The 15,592-nt window shown below is 57.0% G+C and carries 16 protein-coding genes; 10 read left to right on the top strand and 6 right to left on the bottom strand.

Annotated elements, in window-relative coordinates; translation table 11 throughout:
* Positions 1-53 precede the first annotated feature (53 nt).
* Positions 54-929, bottom strand: coding sequence for a collagen-like protein (locus PV433_RS28955; RefSeq protein WP_332075481.1), 876 nt, complete (start codon positions 927-929; stop codon positions 54-56).
* Between the two features lie 103 nt (positions 930-1,032).
* Here PV433_RS28955 and PV433_RS28960 point away from each other — a divergent pair, with 103 nt between their 5' ends.
* A complete protein-coding gene (locus tag PV433_RS28960; protein WP_332075482.1) occupies positions 1,033-1,488 on the top strand; it encodes a hypothetical protein in 456 nt (151 codons plus the stop codon).
* On the opposite strand, the gene PV433_RS28965 is transcribed toward PV433_RS28960, so the two are convergent.
* Positions 1,476-3,134 (bottom strand): methyltransferase domain-containing protein, encoded by a 1,659-nt coding sequence (locus PV433_RS28965; protein WP_332075483.1) that lies wholly within the window; start codon positions 3,132-3,134, stop codon positions 1,476-1,478. The two genes, PV433_RS28960 and PV433_RS28965, sit on opposite strands and share 13 nt — an antisense overlap.
* Before the next feature lie 259 nt (positions 3,135-3,393).
* Here PV433_RS28965 and PV433_RS28970 point away from each other — a divergent pair, with 259 nt between their 5' ends.
* The 6 genes from PV433_RS28970 to PV433_RS28995 all read left to right on the top strand — a co-directional run bounded on the left by PV433_RS28970 (position 3,394) and on the right by PV433_RS28995 (position 9,439).
* Positions 3,394-3,711 (top strand): hypothetical protein, encoded by a 318-nt coding sequence (locus PV433_RS28970; protein ID WP_190924464.1) that lies wholly within the window; start codon positions 3,394-3,396, stop codon positions 3,709-3,711.
* A gap of 153 nt (positions 3,712-3,864) precedes the next feature.
* Positions 3,865-4,170, top strand: a complete 306-nt coding sequence (locus PV433_RS28975) for a hypothetical protein (RefSeq protein ID WP_223836348.1) — start codon at positions 3,865-3,867, stop codon at positions 4,168-4,170.
* A 14-nt stretch (positions 4,171-4,184) separates the two neighbouring features.
* Positions 4,185-4,934, top strand: coding sequence for a hypothetical protein (locus tag PV433_RS28980; protein ID WP_332075484.1), 750 nt, complete (start codon positions 4,185-4,187; stop codon positions 4,932-4,934).
* Between the two features lie 27 nt (positions 4,935-4,961).
* Complete coding sequence (locus PV433_RS28985) at positions 4,962-8,021, top strand: glycosyltransferase (protein ID WP_332075485.1); 3,060 nt, start codon at positions 4,962-4,964, stop codon at positions 8,019-8,021.
* Positions 8,018-8,725 carry a glycosyltransferase gene (locus PV433_RS28990; protein ID WP_332075486.1) on the top strand — a complete coding sequence of 236 codons (708 nt, stop codon included), beginning with the start codon at positions 8,018-8,020 and terminating at the stop codon, positions 8,723-8,725. The genes PV433_RS28985 and PV433_RS28990 overlap by 4 nt, the downstream gene beginning before the upstream one ends.
* A gap of 3 nt (positions 8,726-8,728) precedes the next feature.
* Complete coding sequence (locus PV433_RS28995; protein ID WP_332075487.1) at positions 8,729-9,439, top strand: class I SAM-dependent methyltransferase; 711 nt, start codon at positions 8,729-8,731, stop codon at positions 9,437-9,439.
* Positions 9,440-9,534: 95 nt separating this feature from the next.
* On the opposite strand, the gene PV433_RS29000 is transcribed toward PV433_RS28995, so the two are convergent.
* Both PV433_RS29000 and PV433_RS29005 read right to left on the bottom strand, forming a co-directional pair.
* Positions 9,535-10,248: a response regulator transcription factor gene (locus tag PV433_RS29000; RefSeq protein ID WP_190924472.1), complete on the bottom strand. Its 714-nt coding sequence runs from the start codon at positions 10,246-10,248 to the stop codon at positions 9,535-9,537.
* Between the two features lie 184 nt (positions 10,249-10,432).
* The gene (locus PV433_RS29005) at positions 10,433-11,440 is read right to left on the bottom strand and encodes a ketoacyl-ACP synthase III (protein WP_332075488.1); all 1,008 of its coding nucleotides are present in this window, start codon (positions 11,438-11,440) and stop codon (positions 10,433-10,435) included.
* Positions 11,441-11,678: 238 nt separating this feature from the next.
* Here PV433_RS29005 and PV433_RS29010 point away from each other — a divergent pair, with 238 nt between their 5' ends.
* The 3 genes from PV433_RS29010 to PV433_RS29020 all read left to right on the top strand — a co-directional run bounded on the left by PV433_RS29010 (position 11,679) and on the right by PV433_RS29020 (position 13,807).
* The gene (locus PV433_RS29010) at positions 11,679-12,437 is read left to right on the top strand and encodes a peptidoglycan-binding protein (protein WP_332075489.1); all 759 of its coding nucleotides are present in this window, start codon (positions 11,679-11,681) and stop codon (positions 12,435-12,437) included.
* Positions 12,438-12,605: 168 nt separating this feature from the next.
* Positions 12,606-13,334 carry a YhcN/YlaJ family sporulation lipoprotein gene (locus tag PV433_RS29015; protein ID WP_332075490.1) on the top strand — a complete coding sequence of 243 codons (729 nt, stop codon included), beginning with the start codon at positions 12,606-12,608 and terminating at the stop codon, positions 13,332-13,334.
* 248 nt (positions 13,335-13,582) lie between these two features.
* Positions 13,583-13,807 carry a helix-turn-helix domain-containing protein gene (locus PV433_RS29020; RefSeq protein WP_138877617.1) on the top strand — a complete coding sequence of 75 codons (225 nt, stop codon included), beginning with the start codon at positions 13,583-13,585 and terminating at the stop codon, positions 13,805-13,807.
* A gap of 157 nt (positions 13,808-13,964) precedes the next feature.
* Here PV433_RS29020 and PV433_RS29025 read toward each other — a convergent pair whose 3' ends face one another.
* Positions 13,965-15,047, bottom strand: a complete 1,083-nt coding sequence (locus tag PV433_RS29025; protein WP_332075491.1) for a saccharopine dehydrogenase — start codon at positions 15,045-15,047, stop codon at positions 13,965-13,967.
* A 101-nt stretch (positions 15,048-15,148) separates the two neighbouring features.
* Entirely contained in the window at positions 15,149-15,469 is a 321-nt protein-coding gene (locus tag PV433_RS29030) for an ArsR/SmtB family transcription factor (RefSeq protein ID WP_190924482.1), read from the bottom strand.
* Positions 15,470-15,592: the final 123 nt, after the last annotated feature.

A 15,592-nucleotide genomic window follows, 5' to 3' on the forward strand; every position in this document is an offset into this window, starting at 1 on the left:
GTTTTTGTTAATCCGGCCACTCTCGTCTCCGGCTACTCCTCCCCCACAAGAGATTACGAAACTTCCAGGATGACGATCCGGACCCGGGTCACGGACTGTCCGGTGACATTGTTCACCTGGAGCACGCTTGGGGCGACGCCGCTTGTAGTGATGAGGGAGACGCCGACCGCGACTTCCGGGTTCGGGTTGGAGGCGAAGCTGTTGAGCGCATCGCTTCCGGCTACCGGCAAGCCGTTCAACAGCAGCAGAGCCTGGAGACCGCCGCCGATCGACGGCACTCCTTCGAACGAGTAGACGATATGGTACGTATGATTCTGCGCCAGCGAGATGTCGGTAGATCCGGCCGTATGCGTTATATCGGCGCCGTTCAGCGAGTAGTTCACGTTTAACGGGACCGGGGAATTCAGCGTCACGAACGTTCCTACGAAGCCGATGTCAGCGTTATTGGACGTGACCAGCGGCCCGGTCGTGCCGGTCGCTCCGGTCGTGCCTGTAATGCCGATGGCGCCGGTCGCCCCGGTAAGCCCGGTGGAACCCGTTGCACCCGTGGGACCGGTGGCGCCCGCAGGTCCCGGAGGTCCGCCGGAAGGTCCGGTGGCGCCGGTTAAGCCGGTGGCTCCGGTGGGCCCGAACATGGCCGGCGCGCTGAGGACCGAGTCCAGCTTGGACTGAAGCAGCAGTTCTTTTTTCATGGCCGCCTGCAGCGTATTGATGACGCTCTGATTGACGGCAAGCAGCTCGTCGATCGTGGCGGGCTGGCTTACCCCGGGGATTGTCCCGAGCACGTACTGGAGCTTCTCGCCCTCTGCGTTGAGAATATGGCTTAAGCCGAGCTCTTCCAAAGCGATCGACGACAACAGCAAATTAATAGCCTGATCTCTAGTGATCGTAATGGTTGGAGTAATATTGGGGATATTCGCCTGTGACATAACGAAGACAACTCCTTTCCAAGATCGGCGCAATATAGCGTATGGAAACCCGTACAAGCGCATATGGTGTATAAAAGCTTTTCCACCAAAGGGGGTGGCAATCGTGCCAGGGGAAAAAGAGCAGGAGGTCCGCGCAAAAGCCGAACGATTGCGGTCGACCGTCTATGATTCCCTGCGTCATGATCTGGGCCGGCTCGTTCAGAGACCGGCCCGGGAATACCGCGATACGGCAGAAACCTGTGCTCCGGCTCCGCTTCCGGCGGCGGAGAGGCAGCATCCGGCCCCAGACAGGACGGACGACTCCGACGATTCGGAATGGCTGAGCGGGATTCGAGTGAAGCCGGATACGATGCGAGTGCTGGATGAATTCGTTCAGATGAATGCTGCCGCCACTACCGCCGAAGCGGCCGCCATGCTGATTCAGCTCGGCCTGAAGACGGCGGGAGATTTGCTGGCGTCATATTCCCGGCACCGTGACGAACTGACGCGAATCCGTAGTCAGCTTGCGGAGCTGCTTCGGGGAAGCGATGTTTCGTCCGGGGCGGATTATAACGAATAGGACTGCAACGTGATCTGCTCCGGCCGGACAAGCCGATCATGGGCGTAACAGGCGACAAGTTGTTTTCCGCCCCATCTGGAATTTGGAAGGATATTGCAATCGATAGCTTCGGCATAGATCAAATGAAACGAGTCCCGGCGGATGGCGAAATCGGACTTGTCGAACCGGTAATGATGCTCCGGCTCGCCGGAATCGTCCTGAAACGGCACCATGATGATCAAATAATCGTTCGTCTTGGATAACATATGCGCAATAATCGGATGCGGGTCGTAAAAATGCTCCAGCGTGTTCGACACGAATACGACGTCGTACCGCTCGGTGAATCCCCCGATATCGCCTCTGAGAAACTCGTGCTGCGGATACAGCTGCTTCGCGCGCTTGACGGCGGCTTCGGCGAAATCGATGCCGACGAACGAGCAGCCGGGCCACGCCTCGGCAAGGAGATGGGTTCCGTCGCCGAGCGCACAGCCTGCGTCGCATACGTTCAGCTTGCGGGCGGCGATATCCGTCTGGATCGAGAGCGGAATGGACCCCAGGGCGACGCGGACAAAAAAAAGCGTCTGCTCCCGGCCCCGATACGCTTCCCAGTTCTGCGCGAAACGCAGATCCCAATACGCTTCGCTGTTCATCCCTCCGTTCGCTTTGCTTGAAGCGAGAGGCTCCAGATGCTCCAGCACGGCACGAATGCGCGCCGTCCAGGAATGTTCCGCGGCATAGCTCTGCCGGGCCGCCTTGTCTGCATCGCTGCCGCCGGCCATGATCCGGTCGATCTCCGCGCTCCAGTCCGCCGGATTGCCCGAAGTAAACACATGGGGGCAGTGGACAGCTTCGAGAATAGGCGAGGCGAGTACAGGAATACCGGCGGCCAAGTATTCATACATTTTGATAGGCGAGCTGCTGTGGGTCATTTTGCGGACTTGAAACGGGATCATCGCCGCATCGAAATGTCCGGCGTAGGCCGGGAGCGACTCGTACGGTTTACGCCCGAGAAAGTAAACGTTCGGGCAGCCGGCGAGTTGCGAGGCCGCCTTCGTATAGTCCGGTCCGATCAGCACGAAGGAGCAGTCCGGCCGCAGTCCGGCAAGCGCGGTAACAAAGTCCGTGTCGATCCAGGTGGAGATCGATCCGTAGAACCCGATTACGGGTCTTGGAATCGCCGCCAGATCGTCGGGAACGGCCAACGTCCCGGCATTGTGGAAAAAATCGTAGTCGGCCGCATTAGGCAGGAGAACGACCGTTTTGCCCGGATACTGTCCGGTGACCAGATCGTACAGTCTCTGGCTGACGACCGTAACCAGGTCGGCCGCTTGAATCGCCGCATTCAGATCGTCATTGTGCCAGACCGCAAATTCTTCGACGGCTTCGTCAATATAATCGAATACGACCAAGTCCGCCTGCCACTGTTCTTTCAGCCTGAAATGGGGAGGATGAGTCACCCACAGCACCGTGGGACCGTCCATCCGTAACGGAACGCTGTTCACGCCGCACAGCTCCACGCCGCCCCGGATATCGGTTCCGTCGTTTCTCCCGTACTCAACAAATACGGCGCGGTGACCCAGCTTGGCGAAAGCGTTCAACAGCTGCTGAGGCCTCTGGTAGACGGCGCTCCCTTCCCATTCGATCGTAGGGGGATAAATGATATTCAATGGACGACACACCTTCTTTAATGTTCGTAACCGCTACTTTTATAAGTATGTTTTGCCCCCGGGGCTTAGAACGGAAGGGCTGCGGGCCGGAAGCGGACAACGGGGCATAAGAAGTCCGGCTCCGCATACAATGAACTAGTACCAGGTCGGGGTTTGCGAGGGAAGAGTTGATCCGAAGGTTTGGCGATCGGCCGATCCGGCGCAACAACGTCGGAATGAAAGACGGCCTTGTACAGCTGTATCAAAAGGGGGATGCAAAATGTCGCAAGCGAACATACCTAATATAACGCCGATCATATCCGTAACGACCGGTCAAGCGTACACGCTCCTGCTGACGTCCATCGCGATGGAGGAGCTTTCTTTGGCGCATATCATCAATTCGGAAGCGGAGAAAATCCAGTACGTGCTGGGCACGCTCCCGGCCGGACAGCCGCCTGCGGCGGCGACCATATCCGATCTGCTTCATATCAATCAAAGCGTCGTTCATACGCTCGAAGCGGTCGTCCGCAAAGAAATGCTGCTTCAGATGAAGCTCCAGCACGTCATCTCCGCGATGAATCCCTCCGATGATCTGTGAATAAGTCATCCCCCGGCCCGGGGGTGAGCGAAAACTTTCACGGATCGGGTACTATTTCCCATTCCTTTTTCATAGAGTAGGTTACGAAGCCGGCGAGTCGCACAAGTGGACGAGGACTATACGGAAGTGGAATGGGAGAGATGATCCGTGAGCATGCCCAACATACCCGATATTCAGCCAGGCATTCATATTAAGCGTCATGATGCCATCAACCTGCTCATCTCGTCGATCGCGTTGGAAGAAATCAGTTTATCCCACCTGATCAATGTGGAGAGCGAGAAAATACACCGCGTTCTGAAAGTGGACGAACATACGATTGACGATCTGATCGAAATCAACGACAGCGTCGAACGGATGATGCGTAATATTATCAAAAATCAGATGTTGCTCCAGTTCAAGCTGGAGGACGTGATCAAACTGGAAAAAATGTCGGCTCACGAGCCTTTCTGTGAAGAGTAAGGAGCGGCGTTAGCATGGTAACCGGGCCCTCTCATCCAAGCTGGTCTCTGCTGCAGGGTGCGGCGCTCGAAGAAGAGCTGTCGCTGTCCAGACTGTTAAGGAACACGATCCGGCTGACGGCAGAGCGCTTGCATCCGCCTGGCGGACAAGGACATCCGACGATTTATGGCAACTATTTCGCAGCGCTGCATACGCTGATTAAGCTGATCGAGTGCTTCCGGAAGTCGCACTGGCTGCTATGCGACCGCCTGGCCTTGATCGCGGAGCTTGCGGAGCCGGATATGGCCGACGGCGACGAGCTGCGTGCGAACGCGTCCGAATCGATCGAGCTGTTCCGCCAAGGAATGGCCGACTTCGTTCGGATTGTCCGGCTGTATGCGGCCCGGGCGATTCACGAAGACGGGAACGACCGGTCGGGAACCGCTGCGGAATCGGCGACAGCTCCATTGATTGGCGCTCTTGTTTGCCTGCTGGATATGGAGGAGAGGAAAAGAGCGGAATTGCAGCGTTACTGCGCGCGTGAAGAACGGCTGAAGCCCGGGCTGCCTGATGAGCTGGCGAGCGAGCTGTCGTCCGCCGCCGCCGCGATCGAGCTGCTGCTTCGCCGTCATCCGCCATGGCGGGCGGACTGCTCTTACCGGCTGCGCCAGCTGCGGTTGTACGTGATGGATAACGGCGGCGGGGAGGATCGGCCTGCTCCCCCGGCAGGCAGCCGCGCCAAGCCGTCCATTTTTATACCGTCCCCTAAAAAGAATAGGCGATAAGGCCCGGATCGGAGGAGGAGTTGTCGGATGTCCGGCAAACTGTCGTTATGCATGATCGTGCGGAACGAAGAGCGCCATATCGGGCGCTGCCTGCAAAGCGTCAAAGACGCGGTGGACGAAATCATCGTCGTCGATACCGGTTCTACGGACCGTACCCCCGATATTTGCCGTTCGTTCGGAGCAACCGTGATCGAATACGGCTGGAACGACGACTTCGCGGCCGCCCGCAACGCCGGCATCGAACGGGCGACCGGCGACTGGATCTTATGGCTGGACAGCGACGAGGAGGTCGCGAAGGAAGACCGGGCCGCGCTGCGGGAAGCGCTCGTCCCCTCCGACAACCTTTTGTACGCGGTATGCACGATTCATTATTACGAGGACGAACCGAAGCCGGAGCTGGCCTACCGGCTTGCGCAGCATCGGCTGTTCCGCAACGGCTGCGGTTTGCGCTTCCAAGGGACGATTCACGAAACGCTGAACGTGCTGGAGCTGTTCCCGCCGGAAGAAGCGGAGGCCCGTACCGGGATGCTGCCGGTAAAGGTGTACCACTACGGCTATATGAGAAGCGTCGCCGCCGAGCTGGGCAAAGGCGAGCGGAACCGGCGGCTGCTCGAGCTTCAGCGGGAGCGGGACGACGCGAATCCGTGGACTTATTATCATCTGGCCAGCGAGTATTACCGCGAAGGCTTGTATGAGCAGGCTTTCCAGCATGTCAATATGGCGATCGTCCGGTTTATCACGAAGCAGCTGGCTCCGCCATCCTTGTTATACAAACTGAAATACGCCGTTTTGCTTGCTACCGGCAGCGGAGAAGGCGGCTGGCCGAGCATCGAGAAAGCGATCGAGCTGTACCCGGATTACGTCGATCTGCATTACTTTAAAGGGCTGATTTTATACGGAAAAGCGATGTACGCCGAGGCGCTCGATACGTTCGGCCGTTGTCTGGAGCTGGGAGAAGGGAACATTCGGCATCTGACGATGGCCGGAGCCGGAAGCTTCCTTGCTTTATACTACGCGGCTTTATGTCTGGAGAAGCTGGGCACACCCGGCGAGGCGGAATCCCGGCTGCGGGAAGCGCTCGGCCTCTACCCGCAGTTCGAATCCGCCAAGGAGGCGCTGGACCGGCTGGAGCGCGGCACAACCGGTTTCGCCAGTACAAGCCACAAGGAAGGGGATCGAATGAGCAGACGAATACTTGCGGCTAGCCCCGTCCATCAAAAGTCCGCTATTTTGAAGCTGTTCCTGGAAAGTCTGGCCGGACTGGACCGGGACGGGCTGGAAGTGGACTATTTGTTTTTCGACGATAACGAGGAAGAAGCGTCGCGCCGGCTGCTCGAGGCGTTTGCGGAGCGGCAGGACGGCGTGACGATCGTCAAGGAGCAGCAGGTGCATGCGTATATCAAGGACGAGTCGACCCACTACTGGAACGATACGCTCGTCGATAAGGTGGCGTCGATGAAAGACCGGATCATCGAGCACGCGCTGGAGCGCGGTTATGACGCCTTGTTTCTGATCGATTCCGATCTGCTCGTCCATCCCGATACGCTGCTGCGTCTGGACGGGACGGGAAAAAGCATCGTCTCGAACATCTTCTGGACCTGCTGGCAGCCGAATACGAGCGAGCTGCCCCAAGTGTGGATGATGGACGAATATTCCTTTGTCCGCCAATCGCGCCGGAAGGCGCTGACCGACGAGGAGGCGAACCGGAAGGCGGCACAGTTTCTCGAGCTGATGCGTACTCCGGGCGTTTACGAGGTCGGAGGGCTGGGCGCCTGTACGCTCATCCGAAAAGAGGCGCTGGAGAAAGGCGTCCGGTTCCGCCGGCTGCCCAACGTCTCGTTTTGGGGAGAGGACCGGCATTTCTGCATTCGTGCCGCGGCGCTGGGCATCGGACTGTATGTCGATACCCGCAAGCCCGCTTATCACATATATCGGGACTCTGACATCGAGGGGGCGATCCGCTTCAAACGGTCGATCGAAAAAGGCGATACTCCCGGGATCGGGATCAGTTTGTGCATGATCGTCAAAAATGAAGAACGTTCGCTGGAACGATGCCTCCAGTCGGTTCAAGGGATTGCCGACGAGATTGTAGTCGTTGATACCGGCTCGACGGACAGGACGAAAGAAATCGCCCTGCAGTTCCAGGCCAAAGTCTATGACTTCGCTTGGACCGATGATTTCTCGGCTGCGCGCAATTATGCGTTCGGCCAGGCGACCGAGCCATATATTCTGTGGCTGGATGCCGACGACGTGCTGGAACAGCCGGACCGGGAGAAATTTATCGCGCTCAAGCGGGAGCTGGACCCGAAAGCGGACAGTGTCATGATGGATTATCATCTGATGTTCGACAGCGCCGGAAAACCTACGGTCAGCCTGAAGCGGAACCGGCTGGTCAAGCGGTCATGCGGCTTTCGCTGGATCGGAGTCGTGCACGAGTATTTGGAAGTGGCGGGCCATGTGATCCACAGCGACATCGCGGTGACGCACCGGAAAGACAAGACGTATACCGACCGCAACTTGCGCATCTACCGCAGGAAGGCGGAGCAGGGCGAGACGTTCAGTCCGCGGGATCAATATTATTACGCCAATGAGCTTAAGGATCACAGCTATGTGGAGGAAGCGGTCGTCCAGTACGATATCTTCCTGAAGACGAAACAGGGATGGGTCGAGGATCAAATCGCTGCCTGTCTCAAGCTGGCGGACTGCTACGGCCGGATGTACGAACGGGATCATCAGCTGCAGGCGTTGTTCCGCTCGATGGAATACGACCGGCCGCGTGCGGAATGCTGCTGCCGTCTGGGCGCGTTGTTTATGGCGGAGAACCGGCTCCAGCAGGCGATATATTGGTATGAAACGGCGGCTTCGCTCGGAGAACCTCCGCGCTCCGGGGCTTTGATCGATCATGCCGCCTGGACCTGGCTGCCGCTGCTGCAGCTGTGCGTGCTGTACGACAAGCTGGGCCAAACGGATAAAGCGTACGAATGCAACGAGAGGGCGCTTCGTTTCCGCCCCGACCATCCGAGCATGCTGTACAACAAAAAGTATTTTCAGGAGAAGCTGGCCAAGCAAGAGGAGGGACGCCCGTGAGGAGCGAAGGCGGGAAAATAACGCTGTCCATGATCGTCCGCAACGAAGCCGGCCGCTACTTGCGCCGCGCCCTTGAGAGCCACCTGGATTATATCGACGAAGCGGTTATTATCGATGACGGAAGTACGGACGATACGGTGGACGTATGCCGGGAGGTGCTGTCGGGAATCCCGCTGCATCTGGTGAGCAACGAACGGTCTTCGTTCCATCATGAAGTGACGCTGCGCAAGCAGCAGTGGGCCGAGACGGCCGGCCGCAACCCGGACTGGATCTTGAATATGGATGCCGACGAATGGTTCGAGCCGGGCAGCAAGGCGGCGATCGAGCAGATCGTCGCCCAGCGGAGCTATGATGCGGTTTATTTTCGATTATACGATATGTGGAGCGAGACGCATTACCGGGAAGACGCATACTGGCGGGCCCATCTCATGTACCGTCCGTTTCTCGTGCGCTACAAGGCGGATCTTCCCTACGCGTGGAAAGAGACGCCTCAGCACTGCGGCCGCTTTCCCTTGACGATCAGCCAATTTTCGTACTGGTGCCATCCGCTGAGAGTGAAGCATATGGGCTGGGCCCGGGAGGAAGACCGGCGCGCCAAATACGACCGGTATATGCGGCTTGACGGCGAAGGGCGTTACGGCTGGAAGGAACAATACGAGTCGATACTCGATCCGGCGCCGAATACGATAGCTTGGGAGGGGTAGGACGTGCTCGTCCGCGATATTGAGAAAGCGCTGCTGCATTCCGAGCAGCAAGGGTATGGCTTCGGCCCTATGAGTCTCAGCAAAGGGGCGCTCGTTCATTTGACCCGGAGGATGGAAAACGGAGAGGGCCGAGAGCCGCTGCACGTACTGGAGCTGGGCGGGGGACAGTCGACGTTGTTTTGGCGGTCGCTGCTGGCGCTTGAGCTGCTGGCTGTGAAGGTCACGACGCTTGAGCATCAGCCTACATGGGCCGGGGAGCTGCAGACGCGGGTGGAGGGCCAGCCGATCCGGGTGGTCAGACAACCCTTGAAGCAGATCGGCGACGAAGACTGGGAGCGGCTGTTTGCCGAACCGGATCAGGCGGCCGGATTGTGGGAACACATCGGCGAAGAGGTGCCGGAGTCCCAGTACGGGCATTATACGATTCGCAATACGTTTTACGGGGATCTTGCTTCTATGATGCCGGCGCCGCAGTCGATCGATGCGATGATCGTAGACGGGCCGCACGGCAACGGAAGATCGCTTGCCTACCCGCTGTTCGCTCCCGCGCTGAAGACGGGCGCGCTGGTCCTTATCGACGATTTTGACCATTACCCGTTCCTGGCCGACCTGGGACGAATATTCCGCTACGAGGAGCTGTACCGGGAAATTATCGGCGACAAGCATTGGGTGCTTGCCCGGATCGCAGGAAGAAAGCCGGCTCCCGGCGTATAAGCCGGTCTTGTCCGCTGCGCGAAGGGCTCAGGCGACGGATGGTACCGAATCGAGCATGGGCCCTTCGCCGCTTATTCCCGGGTATGCGCGGATCGTTAATTTCCCGGACCGGCCAGAGAACCGTTGAACTTGTAGCCGCCTCCGCGGACGGTTACGATGTAAGTAGGATGAGCCGGGTCCGGCTCTATTTTTTTGCGGACATTGCTTATATGTACCATGACGGTGCGGGGATCTCCGATCGAGGGAGACTCCCATACCTGGGTGAACAGCTGATCCAGACTGTAGACACGGTCCGGATTTTTGGCGAGCAGCAGCAGCAGCTGGTACTCCTTGGCCGAGAGCGTCACGACTTCGCCCGAGAGACGCACCGTAAAGCTTTTCGGATCGATCGTCAGCTCCCCGAACGTCAGCGTATGCTCCGGCGTTACCGGTTCGGACTGCATCCGGCTTCTCCGCAAGTGCGCTTTCACCCGCGCCACCATCTCACCCGGACTAAAAGGCTTTGTAATATAATCGTCCCCCCCGACGCCGAGGCCTAAAATCTTGTCCAAATCTTCGCTTTTGCAGCTTAAAAACAATATCGGCGCTTTCGTCATTTTACGGAGCTCCAGACATACCTCGAATCCGTCGAGATCCGGCAGCTGGATGTCGAGAATAATCAGGTCGGGCTTGGATTTGTCGACCATCTCGATAGCGCCGTAGCCGTCAAGCGCAGTTAAGGTCTGGTACCCTTCACGGGCCAAATAAAGGCAGATCAGTTCGATTATCTCGACTTCATCGTCCACAATCAGTATTTTTTCTCGTCGCATGGATTCCTCCCTGAGCCTGGCGTAGGACGACTTACCGTCATGTCATATACAGGCATAGGAAGCTTCCGTCAGGAAGCCTCCGCTCCCCAATGAATAGGACAATAGTCTTATTATACCTTTTTTCTGGTATAAATCCAGATGATACGGGTATCCGCTGCGCTTCACTGGAACCTGCAGCCGGTCTTCACACGGTCCAGCGGATCAGCAATCCGGCGTAAGTGAGTCCTCCCCCGAAGCCGAACAACAGCATCGTATCGCCCCGGTTCAACCGGCCCGCTGCTGCCGCGTCGGATAGGGCGAGCGGGATGGAGGCGGCCGACGTATTGCCGTAACGGATCATGCTGACGAGTGTCCGGTCTGCGGGAAAGCCGCTTTTCTCGCAGATCGACTCGATCATCCGCATGTTGGCGCTATGAGGGATAAACCAGTCGACGTCGTTCATGGACAATCCGGCATGGTTCAGCAAAGCGTTCATTCCTTGCGGAACGGTCTGAACCGCCCATTTGTAGACCATGCCGCCGTTTTGGACGAGCTTCTTCGAATCGCGCAGAGGCTGGCCGTTTAGCGTATCGCTTAAACCGGTCCGGTAAATATGAACGCCGCCGCTTCCGTCGGAGCCGACGTGAGACGTTATAAAGCCGGAGCCGTGCCCGGTCCGTTCGACGAGAGCCGCTCCGGCTCCGTCGCCGAACAAGATGCAGCTGGTCCGGTCCGTGTAATCGGTAATGCGGGACATCGTGTCGGCGCCGAGAACCAATACTTTGCGATGAAGTCCGGCTGCGACCAGTCCGTTTGCGAGATGAAGAGCGTACGTAAACCCGGCGCAGGTGGCGTTCAGATCGACCGCTCCCGCCGCCTGAATGCCGAACCGCTCTTGGATTTGACAAGCGACCGACGGAAACGGGAAGTCCGGCGTATGCGTGGCGACGAGAATGAGATCGGCGTCTTGAACGGTCACGGGGTAACGGGACAGCATATTTTCTACGGCGGCGAAGCACAAGTGGCTTGTGAATTGATCCGGGGCGCAGATGCGCCTTTCCCGTATGCCGGTTCTGGAAACGATCCATTCGTCGTTCGTCTCGACGATCCGGGCGAGATCGTCATTGGTCAATATATGGTCCGGCACGTAGCCGCCGATTGCCGTGATCGCCGCATGTGCAGGGAGCGCCGATTGACTGGCCGAATAGCTCATGGTATCCGCCTTCTTTTCATTTGGAATGTGAAACTTGATATATGATCAGGTATTAGAACCTGGTACTAATTTAAATGTAACAAAGCATTTTGGAATCGTCAACCGGTATCGGTCCCTGTTCAAGTAAAACGTTCAGGACGAAAAAACCGGAAATCCCCCAAATGAACGAAAGCAAGCGAATAGCGCTCCTGCCGATTTGGCATATTAGGGGTAATGAGCCGAAATGGAGGAATGCAACGTGAACAAGGCGATTCATCGCCGCTATAAACAAACGTTCGTCGTTTTCGTGACGTTGGTCATGTGCTTATTCGGGACCGCTTCAAACGCCGGCGCTTTCGGCAAAGGCGCCAAAGGACCGGATGTATATGCCGTTCAGGGGATGCTGAAATCGCTCGGGTATTTTACAGGGATGATTACCGGGTACTACGGTTCCGAGACGGAAGCGGGGGTCAAACGGTTTCAGCAGCGGTACGGACTTCCGGTTACCGGAGTGGTTGACGACAAGACGTTGGAATCGATCCTGTACGCTTATGCCAACGCGAAAATAGTGAAGCGCCCCCCGCCGTCGAAACAGCCGGCACCGGCGCCTTCTCCAAAGCCGCCTGAAAGCGGAGTCCGTGCGGAAGAGGGACAGATGATCGACCATGTCAATGCCGCACGCAAGGCGGCCGGGCTGCAGCCGCTTGCGGCCGATTCGAAGCTGGCGGAAGTCGCGCGGCTCAAGAGCAAGGATATGATCGACCACGACTACTTTTCGCACCAATCGCCGACCTACGGCTCTCCGTTCGAAATGATGCAGAAGTTCCAGATTACATACTCGACGGCCGGCGAGAATATCGCCTGCAATCAGTCGGTGGAGGCGGCGCACGAGGCGTTGATGAATTCCCCGGGACACCGGGAAAATATGATGAACGCCAGCTTCACCCGGATCGGCATCGGCATCGTGGATGGGGGACCTTGCGGGAAAATGTTTACGCAGCTGTTTATCGGGAAGTAAAGCTGGGGGCGGAGATTCCGCTCCTTTTTCAGCTTCCGCTGCTGCCTATCCGGCCTCCGCGGCGCTGCCAGTCTTTCACTAGGGAAAGTGAGCATGCGGAATCAACCGCATGAGCATCCTAATGTTGTTCGGCCATACCCTACAACTGACAACAAGGAGCTGAAACGATTGGCGACCAAAACGATCAAGCTTGCGGTTCTCGCTTCCATTGTAGCTGTTGCGGCGACCGGCTGCGGTGCCCGGCATGAAGGTTCCGGCACGAATGACGGCATGAAAACAAGCAATTATCGTCCTTTTCAGTACGGCACGGGGAATACGAAGGATATGAGGCTCGGCTTCGACCGCTATCAGACGGCCGATCCGAATCTGATCCGGGATAACGACAGCATGCGCGACGGCTTAAACCGCGACAACGGCATTACGGGATACGATCAGGATGGCGTCAACGACTGGAGAGACTACAAGGATCAGCGCGGAATGGCGGGGGGAGCTTACCCGGGCGCCGGCGCGCCGGCAGACGGCCTGCATCGCAACACGAAGATGGAAGCCGCTCAAGATATCGCGAATCAGCTTACGGCGATCGAGCCGGTCCAGAACTGCAACGTCTTGCTGACGGACAACAATGCTTATGTGGCGGTTTCCACCAAAAACGGCGAAGATCTGGAAGGATCTCAGGAAGTGAAAAACCGGATCGCCGAACAAGTCAAAGCGATGCGTCCGAACGTTCAGAACGTTCACGTCTCCGCAAACCCGGATTTTGTGAGCCGGATCAACGGTTACATGCAGGACATGCAGGCGGGCAAGCCAGTATCGGGAATGATGGAGGAATTCAATACGATGGTACAGCGTATGTTCCCGACGAATGTTCCTGCACCGGCACCTGCCGCAACGCCTTAACACAAGAAGCTGAAGCCAGCCCCCGAAGCGACGGGGGCTGTTTGATATACCTGGCATACTTGGCATGAATGCATACCCGGCATACTTGACATACATACACGATTGACCCCTTGCGGTTTACGCAGAGGAACCGCGCCCATTTTAATTCCCCGCCGCACCAACGGGATGCCTTGCTCATATTATACCTTTGACTGTATCCCTACACCTTGTAACTATATACAAAACCCAAGCAAGGAGGGGTGGCGATATTGAAGGGAAACGACCACAAAAACAAATTTCTACTGACCAACCGCGAACGCGAAGTCTTTGAGCTTTTGGTCCAAGACAAAACGACGAAAGACATCGCTGGGCAACTGTTCATCAGTGAAAAGACCGTCAGAAATCATATTTCTAACGTGATGCAGAAATTAAACGTAAAAGGTCGGTCGCAGGCGGTTGTCGAGTTGATTAAGCTTGGGGAATTAAAGATTTGATGCATGCCGGATTTTCGGCAAAAGACCGACCTTCCTTCCACTTGCCGCATGTGATGCGAGTGGGGGGAAGTTTTTTTATTGGTTGCTTGCATGACAAAACTGGCAGATCGGAAACAAAAAGGCCCGATTCCATGACGAACCGGAAGCCCGGCTGAGCTCACTCCCAGGAAATCTTTACCCCATGCACCTCATAAAAGTCGGTTATAGCCGCATGGTCCATCCGCTCGTCAGGGAGGTCCTCCGGATAATAAATGCCGGGCGCAAGCGGCCGTTCCTTGGGGAGGCGCAATAGCTTCTCCGCCTGTACGGCAGCGCCCAAGGCGGTGAGATGAGTTTGGCCAAGCGGATCGGTGATGGAGACTTTCCGCTCCGCCCGGTTCCCCTCCGCATCCAAGCCCTTCAGAACAATCCGGATATGATGGGCGCTGCCGGTACCCGGATTGTAGAGGATGCCTCGTCTGAGCCCGCGGAATCGCTCTCCGCTGATCATTTTCCATATGCCGCTCCTGATCAGCATGACGATGGACTGGGTAGCCGCTTTGCTGTCGAAAGCGATCCGGAAGCTGGCGGAGGCGATCGTCTCCGTCCGGATCAGAGTCTCGTGGTCGGGGGTATCGAGCCGATAGCAGCGGGTCGCGTATCCGTTAGGAAATTGCACGCGGACGGGATCGGACATCGGATAGACGAGGCGTTTCCCTGCCGGTTCCATCACGGGAAAAGGAATCGTCATTCGATCCATATATGCTGTAGAATCGGGGCCGGCTTTGTCTTTCAGTGAGTATAACGCGTAGAGGTCAGCCTCAACCTGATGAAGCGGCTGCGCATGGAGCTTCGCGAACAAGGCCGCGGTCCCGGCCATCCATCCCGAAGCCATTACGACAGGCGCGCGAAGCTCCACCGAGTTCAGTTTATCGACCGATTGGCGGAACAAAGAGGTCCAGCGGGTAATGTCGATGAGCGGGATGCTTCTCCGGACGGCAGACAGAAGCAGCCGGTCCTGCAAGTCGTTGACGGCGTTGACGATCAGCGCCGGCTCGTTGTCGATAAACATCAGCGGGTCTTCGGCGTTGTTGTCCACGACGGAGGTATGAACTTTGCCGGAGCCGAACGGCGCCGCTTTTCCGGGTGTTCTTCCACCCAATACAATCGTCAGATCGGGATAGCGGGCGTGCAGAATTTCACCGATTTGTCTGCCGACGACGCCATGTCCGCCTACGATGAGAACGCTTTGTTTGTCCATGTTCATTAACCTCCAATAGTAAGTTTAAGTGTTTAATTATTTCGACATAATAGGATTGAAAATAGGAATGTCGCTGTACCAGCTTAACCCGGGTAAGGGCGCTAGCACCGGCATTCCTCTTCTACAAAAACAACGAGCTGCTTCATCAGCGAGATCGCATCGTCGAACGCCAGCCTGTAGTACATCTCCGTTCCTTTTTTCTGGACGGCGAGCAGGCCGGTTTGACGCAAAATTTTCAGATGATGGGAGACGGTCGGCCGCGACATCGGAATATGCTCGGCGATCTGGGTCACATTCATCTGCTCCTTGTCGATTAACAGGGCTACGATCTGCTGTCGGACCGGATCTCCCAAGCCGATAAAATAAGGGCCTAACTGCTCGAAGATGTGAATCGCCTTCTGATTGCCGGCAACTTCGCTCATAGTTATGCCCATTCCTTTCGCTTCGCTCAAGGCACAAAACGGAATGAAATCCGTTCGCCTCGGGCGATTTTTTTGTATTCTAGAGTTGCAGAGATATTCAGTACACTACAAATCACGCGGAGG

It is taken from the genome of Paenibacillus sp. GYB004 (assembly GCF_036577605.1).
Classification (GTDB): domain Bacteria; phylum Bacillota; class Bacilli; order Paenibacillales; family NBRC-103111; genus Paenibacillus_AB; species Paenibacillus_AB oceani.

Bases quoted from the DNA above. Each gene is read 5' to 3' on its own strand.
- PV433_RS28955 (WP_332075481.1), bottom strand. From the start codon at position 929: ATGTCACAGGCGAATATCCCCAATATTACTCCAACCATTACGATCACT.
- PV433_RS28970 (WP_190924464.1), top strand. From the start codon at position 3,394: ATGTCGCAAGCGAACATACCTAATATAACGCCGATCATATCCGTAACG.
- PV433_RS28975 (WP_223836348.1), top strand. From the start codon at position 3,865: ATGCCCAACATACCCGATATTCAGCCAGGCATTCATATTAAGCGTCAT.
- PV433_RS28980 (WP_332075484.1), top strand. From the start codon at position 4,185: ATGGTAACCGGGCCCTCTCATCCAAGCTGGTCTCTGCTGCAGGGTGCG.
- PV433_RS28985 (WP_332075485.1), top strand. From the start codon at position 4,962: ATGTCCGGCAAACTGTCGTTATGCATGATCGTGCGGAACGAAGAGCGC.
- PV433_RS29000 (WP_190924472.1), bottom strand. From the start codon at position 10,248: ATGCGACGAGAAAAAATACTGATTGTGGACGATGAAGTCGAGATAATC.
- PV433_RS29005 (WP_332075488.1), bottom strand. From the start codon at position 11,440: ATGAGCTATTCGGCCAGTCAATCGGCGCTCCCTGCACATGCGGCGATC.
- PV433_RS29025 (WP_332075491.1), bottom strand. From the start codon at position 15,047: ATGGACAAACAAAGCGTTCTCATCGTAGGCGGACATGGCGTCGTCGGC.
- PV433_RS29030 (WP_190924482.1), bottom strand. From the start codon at position 15,469: ATGAGCGAAGTTGCCGGCAATCAGAAGGCGATTCACATCTTCGAGCAG.